Consider the following 17,709-nt stretch of genomic DNA (forward strand, 5'->3'; position numbering starts at 1 on the left):
GTGGAGCCGGTCCAGCCTATCGGGCCGCCGCGCCGCGGGCCGTCACACGCCCGAGGCGGTGATCAGCAGACGCCCGGTCGAGGAATCCACCTGGATCCACCGGTTTTCCGAGCTGACCTGGCCGTTCTTGGACACGTAGGTGAGCGCGACCACCGCGCGGTTCTCCCCGTTGGGCGTGACCGCACCCACACTCACCGAGGAGATGCTGTTCCAGAACGCGGAGTAGCTGCCGTAGCCGCCCGTGGCCGACTGGTAGCCCGGCGACAGCATCGACCACGCGCCGCTCACATTGCCGGGCAGCATGCCGTAGTAGCTCTGCACGAACGAGGTCACCGACGCGGGCTGCGCCGGGCCGAAGGGCGTGGTGGACGGCGGCGGGGTGGTCGGCTTCGGGGGCGTGGTCGGGGCCGCCGAGGACGACGGCGGCGGCGTGGTCGTGGTCGGCGCGGAGGTCGGTGCGCGGGTGGCCCCTGCCTGTCCCTCGCGGGTGGGCTGCGAGTTACCGCCGTCCGCGGGACCCAGGTTGTCGGGGGCCGAGGTCTGCGGCGGGGACACCGGGGTCGTCACCGTGCTGCCGCCGACCGCCTGCGTCGTCCCGTTGTCGCGGCTGCTCACCGCGATACCGATCACGGTGGCCAGCACCAGCGCGGCCACGACTCCGGCCGCGATCAATACCAGCTGGCGCGGATTGCGTTGCCCGCCAGCGGTTTTCCCGGTGCCGGGACCGACCGGCGGGACGTCGGGCGCGGTGCCGGCGGCTCCCTTGCCCATGTCGACATGCACGGTCGCATCGCTGGCATTGCTGGGCGCACCTGTGCGGGAGGTGGACAGCACCGTGGTCGGCGCGCCCGAAGCCGCTACGGCCGCAGCCTCGTTCGCGGCCGGCAGCACCTTGGTGGGCTGGATCGGCGCGGCGGGCGCGCGACCCTCCGCGACCGCCTGCAACCGTTCGGCGGCCTGCACCATGGTGGGGCGGTCCTCGGCCTCGGCGGCCAGCAGATCCATCAGCACAGGGGCCAGCGCCGCGGCGTGCGCGGGCCACGGCACCTGGGCGCGCGCCACCGAATGTAGGACGGCCAGGGGGTTGTCGCCCTCGCCGAACGGCGGCTTGCCCTCGACCGCCGCGTAGAGGGTGGAGCCCAAAGCGAAGACGTCCGAAGCGGGTTCGGGATTCTCACCCCGCGCCACCTCCGGCGACAGGTAGGCGGGGGTGCCGGCCAGGAAGCCGGTGGAGGTGACCGTGACATCGCCGGTGGCGCGCGAGATGCCGAAGTCGGTGATCTTCACCGTGCCGTCGTCGGCGACAAGGATATTGGCGGGCTTGACATCCCGGTGCACGATCCCGGCCTTGTGCGCGGCGGCCAGCGCCTCGGCGACCTTGGCGCCGATGCGGCCCACCTCGACCGGCGACAGCCGGCCCTTCTCGCGCATCAGCTGCGCGAGACTGACGGCGTCGACGTATTCCATCACCAGCCAGGGCTGGCCGTCCTCCTCCGCCACGTCGAACACGGTGACGGCGTTGGGATGATGCAGGCGCGCCGCGATGCGCCCCTCACGCATCGCCCGCATCCTGGCCTCCACGGCCTGCGATCTGGTCAACCCCGGTGTCAGCAGCAGTTGTTTGACGGCGACGGTGCGCCGCAGTCGCACATCGGTCGCGCGCCACACGACCCCCATCGCACCGGTGCCGATCGGATCCGTCAGTCGGTACCGCCCCGCAATCAGCCGGTCTGCGCTCATGTGGTTGTGCCCCTCCTGCAAGCCTTCGCGCCGAGCACCCTGCAACTCTGCGCGAAAGCCCGGAAACCTGGTGAAAATATTAAGCGTTGAAGTACTTGGCTTCCGGGTGCAGCAGCACGAACGCATCCGTCGACTGCTCCGGATGCAGTTGCAACTCCTCCGACAGCATCACGCCGATCCGGCCGGCGTCCAGCAGATCGACCAGTTTGGCCCGATCCTCCAAGTTCGGGCAGGCTCCATAGCCGAATGAATACCGTGCGCCACGGTATCCGAGTTTGAAGTAATCCAGCACATCGGCGGGATCCTCGTCGGCGACCGAATGTCCTTCCAGTGTGAGTTCTTCCCGGACCCGCCGATGCCAAAACTCGGCCAGCGCCTCGGTGAGTTGCACGCCGATGCCGTGCACCTCGAGGTAGTCGCGATAGTTGTTCTCCGCGAACAGCACATTGGCGAAGTCGGCGATGGGCTGACCCATGGTGACCAGCTGGAACGGCATCACATCCACCTGACCGGTCTCGATCGCGTGGGCGCGCGAGCGAATGAAGTCGGCGATGCAGAGGAACCGGTCGCGTTGCTGACGCGGGAATGTGAACCGGAAGCGTTCCGGCGCATCGGGTTTGGGCTCGGTGAGAACTATCACATCGTCGCCCTCGGAAACCGCCGGGAAATACCCATAGACAACCGCGGCGTGTTGCAGCACGCCCTCGGCGATCAGCCGGTCCAGCCAATACCGCAGGCGCGGACGGCCTTCGGTCTCCACCAGCTCCTCGTAGGAGGGGCCCTCGCCGCCGCGCTGGCCGCGCAGCCCCCACTGGCCCAGGAACAGCGCGCGCTCGTCGAGCAGCCCGGAGTACTCGTTGACCGACAGGCCCTTGACGATGCGGGTGCCCCAGAACGGCGGCGTCGGCACCGGCACGTCGGCGGCCACGTCCGAGCGCTCGGGCACCTCGATGGGCACCTCCTTGGCCTTGCGTTCGGCCGCGATGCGCTTGGAGCGCTCGTGGCGGGCCTTGCGTTCGGCCGCCGCGGCGCGCTCGGCCAGCGCCTCGGGCGAATCCGGGGCCGGTCCGCCGCCGCGCTTGCGGGTCATGATCTCGTCCATCAGGCGCAGGCCCTCGAAAGCGTCACGCGCGTAATGCACATCGCCCTCGTAGACCTCGGTGAGATCGTGTTCGACGTAGGCGCGGGTGAGCGCCGCGCCGCCGAGGAGCACCGGGAACTGTTCCGCGACACCGCGGGTGTTCATTTCCTCGAGGTTTTCCTTCATGACCACCGTCGATTTCACCAGCAGCCCGGACATGCCGATGACATCGGCCTTCTTGTCCACCGCGGCATCGAGAATAGTCGAAATCGGCTGCTTGATACCGAGATTCACGACCTCGTAGCCATTGTTGGACAGGATGATGTCCACCAGGTTCTTGCCGATGTCGTGCACGTCGCCCTTGACGGTGGCCAGCACGATGCGACCCTTGCCGGAGTCGTCGGTGGACTCCATGTGCGGTTCCAGGTGCGCCACAGCGGTTTTCATGGTCTCGGCCGACTGCAGCACGAACGGCAGCTGCATCTGACCCGAACCGAACAGCTCGCCGACGGTCTTCATGCCGGCCAGCAGGGTCTCGTTGATGATCTGCAGCGGCGGGACCTGCTGCATGGCCTCGTCGAGATCGGCGTCCAGCCCGGCCTTCTCGCCGTCCACGATGCGCCGCTCGAGCCGCTCGAACAGCGGCAGCGCGGCCAGCTCCTCGGCGCGCGAGGCCTTGGACGAGGCCGCCGACACGCCCTCGAACAGCTCCATGAGCTTCTGCAGCGGGTCGTAGTCCTCGGTGCGGCGGTCGTAGACCAGATCCAGCGCGGTCTGGCGCTGCTCCTCGGGAATCCGGGCCATGGGCAGGATCTTGGAGGCGTGCACGATGGCCGAATCCAGCCCGGCCTCCACGCATTCGTGCATGAACACCGAGTTGAGCACCTGCCGGGCGGCCGCGTTGAGACCGAAGGAGATGTTCGAAAGACCCAGTGTGGTCTGCACATTCGGGTGGCGGCGCTTGAGTTCCCGGATGGCCTCGATGGTTTCGATGCCGTCGCGGCGCGACTCCTCCTGGCCGGTGCCCAGGGTGAAGGTCAGCGTGTCGATGATGATGTCGGACTCCGCCAGACCCCAGTTGGTCGTGATGTCCTCGATCAGCCGCTCGGCGATGGCCACCTTGTGCTCGGCGGTGCGCGCCTGGCCCTCCTCGTCGATGGTCAAAGCCACCACGGCCGCACCGTGTTCGGCGACCAGCGCCATGGTCTGCTGGAAGCGCGACTCCGGCCCGTCGCCGTCCTCGTAGTTGACCGAGTTGATGGCGCAGCGCCCGCCCAGATGCTCCAAACCGGCCTTCAGCACCGGAGTTTCGGTGGAGTCCAGCATGATCGGCAGCGTGGAGGCCGTCGCCAGCCGTGAGGCCAGCTCGGCCATGTCGGCGGTGCCGTCGCGGCCGACGTAGTCCACGCACAGATCCAGCATGTGCGCGCCGTCGCGGGTCTGATCCTTGGCGATGTCGAGGCACTTCTGCCAGTCGCCGGCCAGCATGGCCTCGCGGAAAGCCTTGGAGCCGTTGGCATTCGTGCGTTCGCCGATCATCAGGATGGAGGCGTCCTGCTCGAACGGCACCGCACTGTAGATGGAGGAGACGCTCGGCTCGTGCACGGGAGTGCGCGGGGCCTGCCGGGTGTCGCGCACCGCCTCGGCGACCTGGCGGATGTGCTCGGGCGTGGTGCCGCAGCAGCCGCCGACCAGCGACAGGCCGAACTCGGAGACGAACTGGCTCAGCGCGACCGCCAATTCCTCTGGCGTGAGCGGGTATTCGGCGCCATTGGCCCCGAGAATGGGCAGGCCGGCATTCGGCATCACCGACACCGGCAGTGCGGCGTGCTTGGACAGATGCCGCAGATGCTCGCTCATCTCGTCGGGACCGGTGGCGCAGTTGAGGCCGATCATGTCGATGCCGAGGTTCTCGAGCGCGGTGAGCGCCGCGCCGATTTCGGAGCCGACCAGCATGGTGCCGGTGGTCTCCATGGTCACGTGCGTGATGATCGGAATCCGCCGGCCCGCGGTCAGCATGGCCCGGTGGCTGCCGGTGACCGCGGCCTTGACCTGCAGCAGGTCCTGGCAGGTCTCGATGAGGATGGCGTCCGCGCCGCCGTCGAGCATGCCCAGCGCCGCCTCGGCGTAGGCGTCGCGCAACGCCGCGTAGGGCGCGTGCCCCAGCGTCGGCAGCTTGGTGCCCGGGCCCATCGACCCCAGTACATACCGCGGGGTCCCGTCCGCCGACTTGCCCATCTCGTCGGCGACCTCGCGCGCGAGCCGGGTCCCGCGCTCGGACAGATCCCTAATCCGATCCGCGATGTCGTAATCGGCCAGGTTGGGCAGGTTGCACCCGAAAGTATTGGTCTCGACCGCGTCCGCCCCGGCCTCGAAGTAGGCGCGATGAATATGACGCAGCACGTCGGGCCGCGTTTCGTTGAGGATCTCGTTACACCCCTCGAGCCCCCGGAAATCATCCAACGTCAGATCCGCGGCCTGCAGCATCGTCCCCATCGCACCGTCCCCGATCACGACACGCCGCCTGAGCGTGTCCAAAAGGCTGGTGTCGAATTCGGCGCGGCTGCGTACAGACATGTACTCAAGAGTAGTGGGAGGCCCAGACAATCCCGGCGTCGGTGTCGTGTCCCATGCCGATCGCACATTGCGCGTCGCATGCACACTGCGTGTGGGCACACCGTAGGCTGACCGGGTGAACGCCAGTGAATCCCCGGTGCCACCGGAATCGGACCTGCCCAGCCTGCGGGATCCGGTGCTCGTGGCCGCCTTCGAAGGCTGGAACGATGCCGCCGATGCCGCCAGTGGCGCGGTCGAGCATCTGGAACTGATCTGGGACGCGCAGCCGCTGGCCGAGCTCGACTCCGAGGACTATTACGACTATCAGGTCAACCGGCCGACGGTGCGGCAGGTCGACGGGGTGACCCGCGAGATTCAGTGGCCCTCGGCCATGTTGTCGGTGTGCTCACCCCCGGGCAGTGAACGCGATGTCGTGTTGTTGCGCGGAGTCGAGCCGAACATGCGGTGGCGCTCCTTCTGTAATGACATCCTCGAATTCGTCGAGCAGCTCGGCGTGTCGACGGTGGTGATCCTCGGCGCGCTGCTGGCGGACACCCCGCACACGCGCCCGGTTCCGGTCACCGGGACCGCGTACAGCAAGGAAGCCGCGGAGCGTTTCAACCTCGAGCAGACCCGCTACGAGGGACCGACCGGTATCACCGGAGTGCTGCAGGACGCGTGCGTACGCGCGGGCGTCCCGGCCATCTCCTTCTGGGCGGCGGTGCCGCACTACGTCTCCCAGCCCCCCAACCCCAAGGCGATCATCTCGCTGCTGCACCGGGTCGAGGATGTGCTGGATGTCGAGGTGCCGCTGGGCGGGCTGCCCGAACAGGCCGAGGAGTGGGAGGGCGCGGTCAACGAGATGACCGCCGGCGACGAGGAGATCGCGGAGTACGTGCGCTCGCTCGAGGAGCGCGGTGACGCCGAGGTCGATATCAACGACGCCATGGCCAAGATCGACGGTGATGCCATCGCCGCCGAATTCGAGAAGTACCTGCGCCGGCGCGGGCGCGGCGGCTTCGGCCTCTGACCCGAGCGCCCGATTCGGCGCGAATGTCCACTATACCCCGAAAACTACTGCCGCACCTGCGTTCTCGACGCAGGTGCGGCGGCGTCTCGGAGGCTGGTTCCGCGAACGCGCGGACTCGGGCCTCGTCCTTGCGGAGCTAGTGCTCGACGGCCCAGATCTGGGCCTCGGCCTCGTGCGCCAGCTTGGCGATGAGCAAATCGCGTGGGATGGTCTGCCCCGCAAGGTGATCCAGCGACGGCACCACCACGTGGTGCGCGTCGGCACGCTTGAGTTCGGCGGTCAGCTCCGCGAACGCGGTGCCGTCGCCGGGGGTCGATTCATGGAACGTGGCGGCGAAGCAGAGGCCGGCGGACTGAGCGAGCCCGCACATGGCGTTCTCCAGCTCTTCGCTGCGGCCATCGGCCAGATCGTCACGCACGTACCCATAGATCAACGCTTCCACCCGAACCTCCGTTGGATTGGGGATCGCTGTCTGAAGTGTGCCCTGTTCATCAGTTTGACGAAATCACGAATGCAATTGCAGATGTCAACCCACTGACATCCAGATGCCCTATCCGGGTCCATCCGGCGTTAACTGGTGAGATACTACAGAGCGTGTCCGCCGGTGAGGATCGACCTGTCTGGGCTGTCCGAATGCGTGCCGAACGTGATGCTCGGGGGTGGTCGCAAGCCGATGCGGTGCGCGCCATGCGCGCCAAGTCCAGTCACAATCTGCCAACCGACAGCACACTGTTGCGCAACTGGCGGCGTTGGGAATCCGGGGAATCGCGCCCGGACGATTTCTACGCCCCGATCATCGCCGCCGCGTTCGACACGGTGACGGCCGCCTTCTTTCCCAAGTCCCGGCCCAATCGCGACGACGAGATGCTGTCGGCCACGGGGATGGACACGCTGGAATTCATTGGGCGGCTACGCATGTCCGATGTGTCCGGCTCCACGCTGGACGCCATTCGCATCACCGCCGATCGGCTGTGCTCGGAGTATCCGTGCGCGGATCCGCACGAGTTGCATGCCGAGGGCACGGCGTGGCTGCGCCGCATCACCTCCCTGCTGGACGGCCGACTCACGCTGGCCCAGCATCGGGAGGTGCTGGTGCTGGCCGGATGGGTTGCCCTGCTGGTCGGTTGCGTCGATTACGACCTGGGCTGGCGCACCGCCGCCGAGGCCACCCGCCGGGCCGCGCTGTCGCTGGGGCAGGAGGCCGACCACGCTGAAATCATTGGCTGGGGAGCCGAAATGGCCGCCTGGTTTGCCGTGACCCAGGCGAACTATCGCGGGGCCATCGAGACCGCCGAGGCCGCGCACGCCGGCACCGAGCATCTGGGCGTCGGCGTCCAGCTGGCCGCCCAGCGCGCCAAGGCGTGGGCCCGCCTGGGCGATCGCCGCGAGGTGGAAAAGGCCCTGGCCCAGGGCCGTTCGATTCTCGACACCATCGAGCACCCGTCGAATCTGGACAACCATTTCGTCGTGGACCCGCAGAAGTTCGACTTCTACGCCATGGACTGCTGCCGGGTAGCCGGGGACGATCGCCGCGCGGAAAGCTATGCCCGCCAGGTGATCCTGACCTCGACACGCCCGGACGGCAGCATCCGCAAACCCATGCGCGTGTCGGAGGCGCATCTGACCCTGGCGGTGGTGGCGGTGCGCGATCGCAATCTGGAGCTCGCCCTCGACGAGGGGTTGCAGGCGTTCAGCGGCAAACGCCGCTCGCTGCCGTCGCTGATGTGGATCGCCGGTGAGACGGCGCGGGAGATGATCGAGCGGTTTCCCGGGGATCCGCGCACCCGAACGTATTTGGATCAGCTGCGTACCCTGGCCGCGGGCTGAGGGTTGGGTACGCTCCAGCGCATGGACTTCAGTCTGTGGACCTGCGCTGCCCGAGGGCACGAGACCTACGCCCCCACCGAGCCCGAGCTCGCGGCACGCCTCCACGTCACCACCCCGGCGGGTGAATCCTGGCGCTGCCTGCGCTGCGGCGATTTCATCCCGGGCGAGCCGCGCCGCAGCGGACCCGCCGACGACGCGCCGGAGGTACCGCGCGGGCATCTGTTGCGCGACCGCATCATCATGCGGCTGCTGGCGGTCGAGCGCATCATTCGCGGCATCGTGTTCATTCTGCTGGGCGCGGGTGTGCTGAAGCTGCGGGGTTCCCGCGAGCACTGGAAGACCAACTGGGACAAGGATCTTCCGCTGATCCGGCAGCTGGCCGACCAGATCGGGTTCAACCCCGACCATTCGAAGATCATTCGCGGCATCGACAAGGCGTTCACGCTCTCGCCGCACGTGCTGGTGTGGATCGCGGTGGGCCTGTTCGCCTATGCCGCCATCGAGCTCATCGAGGCGGTGGGTCTGTGGCTGGTCAAACGCTGGGGTGAGTACTTCGCGGTCATCGCCACCTCGATCTTCCTGCCGCTCGAGATCTACGAGCTCACCGAGAAGGTGACCGTGCTGCGGGCGGGCGCGCTGCTGATCAATGTGGCGGCGGTGATCTGGTTGCTCTGGAGCAAGAGCCTTTTCGGTCTCAACGGCGGCGCGGCCAAATACCACGCCGAGCATCACTCCGAGAGCCTGATGACCGTGGAGCGCGCGGCGGCGGAGGCGCAGGCTCAGCAGCGCACCGCGCGGATCGGTACCCGCCGACCGCACTGAGTGCCGCCGTACGTCGCGCCGGCGCTCATTTGGTGAGTCCCAGCCCCTTGGTCAGGACCGGCCACGATTTGTACAGCTCGTCGCGGAAGACGCCCCACGAGTGGGTGCCGTCGGGCGGCAGGTCCACGGTCGCGGGGATGCCGAGGTCGGCGAGGCGGGCGGCCAGGTTGCGGGTGCAGTAGCCGGTGGCGGCCTCGATGGTGCCGTCGTAGAGGAGATGCTCGAGGTAGCCGTCGATGCCGGGGTCGAGGACGAAACGGCCGTCCACGACGTCGTATTGGCCCGGAATGCCGTTGCCGCTGGAGAGGAAGAGCCCGAGGCCGCGCAGCCGGTCGGCGTGCAGGTAGGGATCGTTGTCGGCCCACATCGGGTCACCGACCGGTCCGTACATGTTGTCGGCATCGCCGCCTTCGCTGGCCACCACGATGCGAGCGAAGGCCTGGCCCGCGAGGTCGCTGGTCTGCGCGCAGCCGCTGTAGGTCGCGACGGCCTTGAACAGTCCCGGCTTGGTGATGGCGAGGTTCAGCGCCGGGGTCGCCGACATCGACACCCCGGCAATGGCATTGACGCCGTCGGTCCCCAGACCCGCGTCGATCAGCGGCGGCAGTTCCTCGGTGAAGAACGTCTTCCATTTGTTGACCCCCAGCTTGGGATCCGGTGCGCGCCAATCGGTGTAGTAGCTGGCCAGCCCGCCCCGCGGCACGATGACGTTGACGTCCTGGGCGCCCAGGAAATCGAACACCTCCGGCACCTGATCGTGCCAGTTCTTCTGATCCACTCCGGCGTTCGTGCCGTTGAGCAGGTACAGGGTAGGCCGCGGCACCGACGTGTCGGCGGGCCGCAGCACGTCCAGATGCACCGGCTTGTCCATGGCCGCCGAATACACCTCCAGCGCCAGATCGCGCTCGTCCTTCACCTCGACACTGAGCACCCGAGAACCGTCGGCGCTCACCGGATCGCTGAGCAGCGCACCGCTTTCGACAATCGGATCGTCCGGCCCGGCGTGCGCGCACACCGGCAGCGCCGCCGCCGCGACCGCGACCCAGCCCGCACACACCGCCCGTCGTAGTCGATACCCCACAGCGCCCCCTGGTTTCGGCGGTGAAACGCACTCTGCCATACCAGCTTCACGCTGTAACCCCGGACGATATCGATAGATGTCGCGACGGGACGGCCCCTCGGTAACTCCCCGTCCCGCCGCGGCGACCCCGGGTTACGGCGTGACGATATTGAAGTTGGGGTCCGGCTTGTCCATCACGTCCTTCAACTGCTTCAGCTTGGTCGGATCACCGCTGACCTTGATCGCCCCCGACTTGATCTCCTGCACGATGTCCTTGGCACCGGTCATGGTGGCGATCAATTCCAGCCGCGACAGGGTGAAGGTGGCGTCGGGCGCCGGACCCTGGAAATCGGCCGGGATCACATAGTGAATGAGCACGCCGTTGCGAAGCTCGGTGCGGTAGGTCTGGTCCTGATCGGTGATCACCCAGTCGTTGACCAGGTGCAGGTCCCATGCCTTCGGCCCGTTGATCAGGAAGGCCGCCGAGTCGAACACCTGGTCCACGCTCAGCGCGCTGATCATGCCGGCCGAATTGGCCTTGGTCGGAGTGCCGAAATTGCCGTTGCGCAGCTCGTAGGCGCCCGAGAGGTAGAAGTTGCGCCAGGTGGCGTTCTCGGAGCCGTAGCCGAGTTGCTCGAAAGCGCTGGCCTGCAACATCTTCGCCTTCTCGTTGGCCGGGTCGGCGAAGATCAGGTAGTCGAGTACCTGGACGCACCAGCGGTAGTCGCCGTCGGAGTAGGCCTTGCGCGCCACCTTCAGCACGCCGTTCGCGCCGCCCATGGCGTCCACGTGCCGCTTGCCGGATTCGACGGGCGGATGTTCCCACAGATGCGCCGGATTGCCGTCGAACCAGCCCATATAACGCTGGTAGACGGCCTTCACGTCGTGGCTGATCGAACCGTAGTAGCCGTGGGTGTGCCATTTGTTCGTGAGGGCGGGCGGCAGCTGGATCTGCTCGGCGATCTCGATGCCGGTGTGGCCCTGATTGAGCAGCCGCAGCGTCTGATCGTGCAGATAGGCATACGTATCCCGTTGCAGCGACAGCCATTCGGTGACCTGTTCGGCGCCCCACATGGGCCAGTGGTGCGAGGCGAAGGCGACGTCGTACTTACCGGCGAACAGGTTGACGGTCTCGGTCAGGTACTGCGACCACACGTGCGCGTCCCGCACCAGTGCGCCGCGCAGCGTCACCAGATTGTGCAGGGTGTGCGTGGCGTTCTCGGCCATGCACATCGCGCGGAACTCGGGGAAGAAGAAGTTCATCTCCGAGGGCGCCTCGGTGCCGGGGGTGACCTGGAAGACGATCCGAACGCCGTCGACGGTCTCCTCCTGACCGGTGTGGGTGATGTCCCTGTTCGGCGGGACGAGGCTCACGGTGCCGACCGAGGTGGTCATGCCCAGACCCGCGCCGACCTGCCCGCGCTCGCCACGCGGCAGCGCGGCGCCGTACATGTAGGCCGATCGGCGCGCCATGGCGGTGCCGGCGTAGATGTTCTCCTCGACCGCGTGCTCGACGAAACCGTTCGGCGCGAGAACCGGAATCCGGCCGGAGACAGCGTCTTCCAGGGCGATCACGCCCAGCGCGCCACCGAAATGGTCGACGTGTGAGTGGGTGTAGATCACCCCGGTGACGGGTTTGCGCCCGCGCTGCGCGAAGTACAGCTCCAGCCCGGCCCTCGCGGTCTCGGTGGAGATGAGCGGGTCGATGACGATCACACCGGTCTTGCCCTCGACGAGGGTCATGTTCGACAGGTCCAGGCCGCGAATCTGGTAGATGCCCGGAACCACCTCGTAGAGGCCCTGTTTCACCACCAGCCGGCTCTGCCGCCACAGCGACGGGTGCACCGACTGCGGGCAGGCGCCCTGGATGAATCCGTAGGAATCGTTGTCCCACACGGTCTTTCCACTGGCGTCCTTGACGACGCCGGGGTCGAGCCGGGCCAGAAAGCCGCGGTCGGCGTCGGCGAAGTCCTGGGTGTCGGCGAACGGTAACGACGATTGCGCCCGCTGATGCTGCTCGACGATGTGCCCGCTCGGATCCACGGCATCCTTGTCGGCCTTCTCGGCGGCCGAGGCGCCGTCGCCGCTGTCGCACCCGGCGACCGCCGCCCCGACTCCGACCGCCGCCAGCGCGGCCGCGCCCACCCCGAACACCCCGCGCCGCGACACTGCGAACCTGCCGGTCTTGCGGTGGTTGACGTCGTCGGTGCGGTCCTCGTCGGCCATCAGCGCTCTCCCATCGTCACTATTGCAGTCTCACTGCAATATACTGCACCCATGTCTTCAGCCACGAGCACCCGGACCTCCGCGCGCCGAACGCGGCCGGATGTGATCGGATTCCTGCCATGACAGAGGGCACAGGCGGCGACGCCAAGGGCAGCGACAGCCCGCGGCGGCGACGGAACCCGGAACAGACCCGCAGGGCGATCATCGAAGGACTGCTGGCGGCGGTCCACGAGGGCGAACTCGACCCGACCACGCGCGGCATCGCCGAACGCGCGGGCGTCTCCGAGCGCAGCATCTTCGTGCACTTCCCCACCCGGACCGCGCTCATCACCGCCGCGGTGGATCAGCAGTCCGAGCAGGTCGAAGCGCTCATCGCCGAGCCCGATCCGACACTGCCCCTGAATCGGCGCATCGATCTCGTTGTCCGGCAGAGCGAAGCGATCTTCGCGCTCCAGCGCGAACCGCGCGTACTCGGCCTCGTCGAATCACTACGCACACCTGCGGTGGACAAGCGAATGCGCTTGACCGATAAGCGGATTCGTGACGCCCTGGCTCGCATGTTCACCCCCGAACTAACCCACGACCCCGGCGAGCACCTCCTGGACCTCCTCGACGCCACTGCCGGCTGGCCCTACCGCCACCACCTGATCGACCGCCGCAACCTGTCCAAACGCGCCGCCTCCGAAGCCATCCGTCGCGCCCTCACCGCCCTGCTCGCCGGTCCCAGTTGAGCACTGTGGCGCTCCCATGCCCGCAGTTCGCCATGCAGCGGGTCCGGCGGCGCTTCACCATGCACCGAGTCCAGCGGCTGTGGTTCACCCTGCACCGAGTCGCGGCGGTTCACCGTGCATCGGGTCCGGCGGCGGCACGCCAGGCGCGGGGAGTGAGTTCGTTGTAGCGGCGGAAGACCCTGGCGAAGTAGGCGGGGTCGGGAAGGCCGACGCGGCGGGCGATCTCGTTGATCGGCAGGCTGGTTTCGGTGAGCAGCCGGCGCGCGGCCGACATGCGGCGTTCGGTGAGCCAGTCGAGGACCGTGCGGCCGGTGCGCCGGCGCACGAGCGTGGTGAGGTGGCCCGGGCTGAGGCCGACGTCGGCGCCGATGTCGCGCAACGAGATCGGCTCCGCGAAGCGCCGCTCGATCACCTCGAACACCGCCGCCAGCAGCGGCTCGTTGCCGCGGCGCAGATCGCCGACCACATCGGCCGCCAGGCGCGCGATGTCGACGAGCAGCACGGTCAGATGCGCCAGCGCCGCTTGGCGATACCCGTCCTGGCGACCTGCCAGCTCCGCCTCGATCGAGGCCAGCGCCGACAGCCACACCGGCCGCCGCTGCGGCGGGATCGCCAGCCGCAGCAGCCCGCCGGGTGTGCCGTGCAGGAACGGGAACAGCAGCGGATGGGCGCGCCACGACGACCATGGCCCGTGCTCGTCGCCGCCCACCGCCGACGGATCGAAGAACACCCCGAAGCAGGACACGACCGTCTCGAGCACGGCCGGATCGATGACCTCTCCCGCCGCGATCACGAACACATCGCCCGCCGCGAGGGGCGCCCGGCCGGCGGGTCCCGGCAGCGCCTCGGCCACGTAGAACAACACCGGAAACTCGTGAATGTGGCGGTGGCTCTGCTCGATATGCCGGCCCTCGTCCAGCCGCAGCAGGGACACCGGGGTGGCGTCGGGCGCGGTGCGATACCGGTACACCGGCACCCCGCCACTCCAGCGCACGGTGGTGGTGATGTCCCGCATGCGTCCGAATATAATCCTAGTTTCGCCACTTCTGCGCCAATTGCCGGTGCTGCTGGGCAGTCATCCTCGAACCATGACGAAAATTTCTCCTATGGCAACCGATTCCGGCCGTGAGCACGACTACCTCCCCGCCGCCGGGCGTGATGCGTTGCTGCCGTTCTACGACGTCATGACCGCCGCGCTCGGCGTCGGACGCCTGCACAGCGCGCTGCTGACGCACAGCGGGTTGGCCGACGGTCAGCGCATGCTCGAAATCGGCTGTGGCACAGGCAAGCTGTCGATCCAGGCCAAACGCACCTGGCCGACGGTCGAAGTGGTCGGCATGGATCCCGACCCGCTGGCCCTGGCGCGCGCCGCGCGAAAAGCGAAGAACCTCACCGGGATCCGTTTCGATCGGGGCTATTCGCAAGCTCTGCCCTACCCCGATGCCTGCTTCGACCGCGTGCTGTCCGCACTGATGCTGCACCACCTCGACCCCGAGGCCAAGATCGCGACCGCCGCCGAGATCTCGCGTGTACTGCGTCCCGGCGGCAGTCTGATCCTGGCCGACTTCGCCGGCGACCTGGCCAGCGGCGTCCACGGCTTCCTGGCTCACCGCGTGATGAAATCCGGCCACCTCCAAGACAATCGCGGCGACGCCATCCCCCAGCTCCTCACCGCCGCCGGCCTCGAGGTCGTCGCCCTCCCCGTCCGATACCACCGCGTCATGGGCGCCATCGCCTGCTACCGAGCCACCCGCCCCGCCGTCTGATACTCGGGATCGATATTCCCCGACCGCTGCCGTAACTGCGGGCGATCGCCCGCAATTCCGGTCCGCCGTGCGGGCCGGTCCCGTACCATCCCGGTTTACCTGCCGAACAACGGATTTCCCGGCGGAGGGACGCCATGCAGTATCCGCCCACGGCACCGGAGTTGCTGACGGCGCTCGCGGATCTGCTCGAGACGAGGCTGTTGCCCGCGCTGCCGCCGGAATTGCGGCATGAGGCCAGGGTGGGGGCGCATCTGGCCCGGATGCTGGAACGTGAGCTCAGCCTCGATGCGGCACCCGAATTCGATGCGACAGCCGTACCCGAGGAGCGGTGGTGGGCGGCACTGGTGTCGGTGGTGCGGGCCGATTTGGCTGTTGCCAAACCCGGTTACGACGCGTGGGAGGGCGAGTGAGCGGCGATCTCGCGGCGGGGTTGGCGCGGTTTCTGTCCGAGGAGGTGGGTCGGGCGGTGACGGTCTCGAATCTCGAACCGTTGTCGGCGGGCGCGCGGCGGCGCAATGTCGCGTTCGACGCCGATCTCGGGGGGTGCGTGCTGCGGATGGTGGCGACCCTGGTGCCGGGTGCCGTGCAATTGCTGCCGGTCGATGTCGAGGCGGCGGTGCGGGAGTTGGTGCGCGAGCAGGGGGTGCCGGTCCCCCACGTGCTGGCGGTGTGTACCGATGCCGGGCCGGTGGGTGAGCCGTTCATGCTGTCCGAACGCCTCGACGGTGAGACGGTGCCGCGCCGGGTGCTGCGGCTGATCCACGATCACGGCGTGGGGGCACGGGTCGGTGAGCAGTTGGGTCATGCGATGGCCGTGCTGCACGCGATCGATCCAACGCGAGCGTCCCCGGCGCTTCCCGGTGTGGCCGAGGGCAATCCGGCCGCGAGAATGCTGGCGGAGATGGAGTCCGCGGTGGCGCGCGACCTCCCGGACCGGCCGGTCTTCGCGTTGGCGCTGCGCTGGCTGGCGCGCCATCTGCCCACTGCGCCGGACCGATTCACGCTGGTGCACACCGATATTCGCAATGGCAACCTCATCGTCGGACCGGAAGGGCTGCGGGCGGTGCTGGATTGGGAAGGCACGCAGCGTTTCGGCGATCCGATGCGCGATGTCGGCTGGTGCGCCTTGCGCATGTGGCGGTTCGGGATCGACGATCGGGAGTTCGGCGGCTTCGCCGACCGCGCCGCCTTCCTCCGCGGATACACCTCTGCCGGAGGCGTTTTCGATCCCGACCGGTTCCGCTGGTGGAAGATCGCCTGCACGCTGGGCTGGGGCGCCGCGCTGGCCGCGCAGACGGCCGCGTTCCTGGACGGCACCGTCCCCAGCATCGTGATGGCCGCCAGCGGGCGGCGCATTCCGGAGATCGAATGGGATCTGCTCATGCAGCTCCGCCCCACCGGATCGAGGTGACCGCCATGGATTTCGAACTGCCCGACCATCTGCGCGAATATCTGACCGAATTGGACGAGTTCATCGAGCGGGAGATCGTCCCGCTGGAGCAGTCCGGCGACAATATCCGCTTCTTCGACCACCGCCGCGAGGACGCCCGCACCGACTGGCACCGCGCCGGCCTGCCGAATGCCGAGTGGGAGGATCTGCTGGCCGAGGCCCGCCGACGCGCCGACGCCGCGGGACATCTGCGCTACGCGTATCCCGCCGAATACGGGGGCCGCGACGGCTCCAACCTCGACATGGCCGTCATCCGTGAGCATTTGGCCCGCCGCGGACTGGGTCTGCATTGCGATCTGCAGACCGAGCACGCGATAGTCGCCAACAATGTCGGTCTGCTGCTCATGCACGAATACGGTTCGCCCGCACAGAAATCCGAGTGGATCACCGATCTCGCCTCGGGTGACAAGTTCTTCGGCTTCGGCATCACCGAACCCGCGCACGGCTCGGACGCCACGTTCATGGAGACCACCGCGGTCCGCGACGGCGACGGCTGGATCCTCAACGGGGAGAAAACCTTCAACACCGGCATGCATCGCGCCGACGCGGATCTCGTCTTCGCCCGCACGTCCGGCAAGCCGGGCGACGGTGTCGGCATCACCGCGTTCCTCGTCCCCGTCGGCACTCCCGGTTTCACCATCGCGGAATTCCTGTGGACCTTCAACATGCCCACCGACCACGCCCACGTGGTGTTGCGCGACGTCCGCGTCCCCGCGACCGCCGTCTTCGGCAAGGAGGGCCGCGGCCTGGCGGTGGTGCAGCATTTCTTCAACGAAAACCGTCTCCGCCAAGCCGCTTCCAGCCTCGGCGCGGCCCAATTCTGCATCGACCGCTCGGTCTGCTACGCCAAACACAGAACCACGTTCGGCACTCCCCTGGCCGCCAACCAGGCCATCCAATTCCCCCTGGTCGAACTCGCCACCCAGTGTGAAATGCTCCGCGCCCTCATCCACAAAACCGCCTGGTCCATGGACCGCTACGGCCCCTTCACCCAGTCCGCCCAGGTCTCCATGTGCAACTACTGGTCCAACCGCCTCTGCTGCGAGGCGGCCGACCGCGCCATGCAAATCCACGGCGGTCTCGGCTACTCCCGCCACACCCCCTTCGAACACCTCTACCGCCACCACCGCCGCTACCGCATCACCGAAGGCAGCGAAGAGATCCAAATCCGCCGAGTAGCCGGCTACCTCTTCGGCTACATGCGCCAACCCGCCCCAAAGGGCATGTGAGCCAACGTCAACATCTAGGCAGCGTGCCCGTACTCGAACTTCGAATCTGCTGCGGACAAGATCTCCAGCGCTGAAAAGCGTCGATCGAAGCCTTCGACGGTTACCCACGTTGTCCGGGCCACTGCCCGGGATCCGTAGATCATGCCGGATATGCCCGGTGCGGCACGGCCAGGGAAAATGGTCGCCGGGTG

Annotated in this window: 14 protein-coding genes; 8 read left to right on the plus strand and 6 right to left on the minus strand. The window is 67.7% G+C overall.

Features of this window, described 5'->3' with window-relative positions:
• Positions 1–42: 42 nt before the first annotated feature.
• Both D7D52_RS31025 and metH read right to left on the minus strand, forming a co-directional pair.
• Positions 43–1,740: a serine/threonine-protein kinase gene (locus D7D52_RS31025; protein ID WP_120742045.1), complete on the minus strand. Its 1,698-nt coding sequence runs from the start codon at positions 1,738–1,740 to the stop codon at positions 43–45.
• 79 nt (positions 1,741–1,819) lie between these two features.
• A complete protein-coding gene (metH, locus tag D7D52_RS31030; RefSeq protein WP_120742047.1) occupies positions 1,820–5,398 on the minus strand; it encodes a methionine synthase in 3,579 nt (1,192 codons plus the stop codon).
• Between the two features lie 115 nt (positions 5,399–5,513).
• Between metH and D7D52_RS31035 the strand changes: the two genes are divergently transcribed.
• A complete protein-coding gene (locus tag D7D52_RS31035) occupies positions 5,514–6,407 on the plus strand; it encodes a PAC2 family protein (RefSeq protein WP_120742049.1) in 894 nt (297 codons plus the stop codon).
• A 136-nt stretch (positions 6,408–6,543) separates the two neighbouring features.
• On the opposite strand, the gene D7D52_RS31040 is transcribed toward D7D52_RS31035, so the two are convergent.
• On the minus strand, positions 6,544–6,849 hold the full coding sequence (locus tag D7D52_RS31040; RefSeq protein ID WP_120742051.1) for a hypothetical protein: 306 nt from the start codon (positions 6,847–6,849) through the stop codon (positions 6,544–6,546).
• A 191-nt stretch (positions 6,850–7,040) separates the two neighbouring features.
• Between D7D52_RS31040 and D7D52_RS31045 the strand changes: the two genes are divergently transcribed.
• Both D7D52_RS31045 and D7D52_RS31050 read left to right on the plus strand, forming a co-directional pair.
• On the plus strand, positions 7,041–8,234 hold the full coding sequence (locus tag D7D52_RS31045) for a helix-turn-helix domain-containing protein (protein ID WP_222932707.1): 1,194 nt from the start codon (positions 7,041–7,043) through the stop codon (positions 8,232–8,234).
• Positions 8,235–8,255: 21 nt separating this feature from the next.
• Entirely contained in the window at positions 8,256–9,056 is an 801-nt protein-coding gene (locus tag D7D52_RS31050; RefSeq protein ID WP_120744604.1) for a DUF2127 domain-containing protein, read from the plus strand.
• Between the two features lie 25 nt (positions 9,057–9,081).
• On the opposite strand, the gene D7D52_RS31055 is transcribed toward D7D52_RS31050, so the two are convergent.
• Both D7D52_RS31055 and D7D52_RS31060 read right to left on the minus strand, forming a co-directional pair.
• Positions 9,082–10,137, minus strand: coding sequence for an alpha/beta hydrolase (locus D7D52_RS31055; protein WP_246023422.1), 1,056 nt, complete (start codon positions 10,135–10,137; stop codon positions 9,082–9,084).
• A 132-nt stretch (positions 10,138–10,269) separates the two neighbouring features.
• On the minus strand, positions 10,270–12,342 hold the full coding sequence (locus tag D7D52_RS31060; RefSeq protein WP_120742055.1) for an alkyl/aryl-sulfatase: 2,073 nt from the start codon (positions 12,340–12,342) through the stop codon (positions 10,270–10,272).
• Positions 12,343–12,461: 119 nt separating this feature from the next.
• On the opposite strand from D7D52_RS31060, the gene D7D52_RS31065 reads away from it, so the two are divergent.
• On the plus strand, positions 12,462–13,073 hold the full coding sequence (locus D7D52_RS31065) for a TetR/AcrR family transcriptional regulator (RefSeq protein ID WP_120742057.1): 612 nt from the start codon (positions 12,462–12,464) through the stop codon (positions 13,071–13,073).
• Between the two features lie 109 nt (positions 13,074–13,182).
• Here the strand turns inward: D7D52_RS31065 and D7D52_RS31070 are convergent, their stop codons facing one another.
• A complete protein-coding gene (locus D7D52_RS31070; RefSeq protein WP_120742059.1) occupies positions 13,183–14,088 on the minus strand; it encodes a helix-turn-helix transcriptional regulator in 906 nt (301 codons plus the stop codon).
• 91 nt (positions 14,089–14,179) lie between these two features.
• On the opposite strand from D7D52_RS31070, the gene D7D52_RS31075 reads away from it, so the two are divergent.
• The 4 genes from D7D52_RS31075 (at position 14,180) to D7D52_RS31090 (ending at position 17,518) form a co-directional block, all read left to right on the plus strand.
• Positions 14,180–14,839: a class I SAM-dependent methyltransferase gene (locus D7D52_RS31075; protein WP_246023423.1), complete on the plus strand. Its 660-nt coding sequence runs from the start codon at positions 14,180–14,182 to the stop codon at positions 14,837–14,839.
• A 134-nt stretch (positions 14,840–14,973) separates the two neighbouring features.
• Positions 14,974–15,249 (plus strand): hypothetical protein, encoded by a 276-nt coding sequence (locus D7D52_RS31080; RefSeq protein WP_120742061.1) that lies wholly within the window; start codon positions 14,974–14,976, stop codon positions 15,247–15,249.
• A complete protein-coding gene (locus D7D52_RS31085; protein ID WP_120742063.1) occupies positions 15,246–16,250 on the plus strand; it encodes a phosphotransferase family protein in 1,005 nt (334 codons plus the stop codon). The genes D7D52_RS31080 and D7D52_RS31085 overlap by 4 nt, the downstream gene beginning before the upstream one ends.
• Before the next feature lie 5 nt (positions 16,251–16,255).
• Positions 16,256–17,518, plus strand: a complete 1,263-nt coding sequence (locus D7D52_RS31090) for an acyl-CoA dehydrogenase family protein (RefSeq protein WP_120744606.1) — start codon at positions 16,256–16,258, stop codon at positions 17,516–17,518.
• Positions 17,519–17,709 lie beyond the last annotated feature (191 nt).

This window comes from Nocardia yunnanensis, assembly GCF_003626895.1.
GTDB lineage: Bacteria > Actinomycetota > Actinomycetes > Mycobacteriales > Mycobacteriaceae > Nocardia > Nocardia yunnanensis.